This is a genomic window from Pantoea sp. E956-1, assembly GCF_982223955.1.
Genome location: NZ_CEUYZP010000129.1, coordinates 1 through 255, shown reverse-complemented (window position 1 = coordinate 255; position 255 = coordinate 1). Strand labels below are relative to the sequence as shown.

Below are 255 nucleotides of genomic sequence, written 5' to 3'. Positions count from 1 at the left end.
GATGAGCACCGCTTAACTTGTTTAAGCAAATCAAACTTAAATTGAAGAGTTTGATCATGGCTCAGATTGAACGCTGGCGGCAGGCCTAACACATGCAAGTCGGACGGTAGCACAGAGAGCTTGCTCTCGGGTGACGAGTGGCGGACGGGTGAGTAATGTCTGGGGATCTGCCCGATAGAGGGGGATAACCACTGGAAACGGTGGCTAATACCGCATAACGTCGCAAGACCAAAGAGGGGGACCTTCGGGCCTCTC

The 255-nt window shown here is 52.9% G+C and carries 1 rRNA gene; it reads left to right on the top strand.

Annotated features, from left to right (window positions below):
• Window positions 1-38 precede the first annotated feature (38 nt).
• Window positions 39-255, top strand: a 16S ribosomal RNA gene (locus AC0T7J_RS25610); the annotation flags it as partial.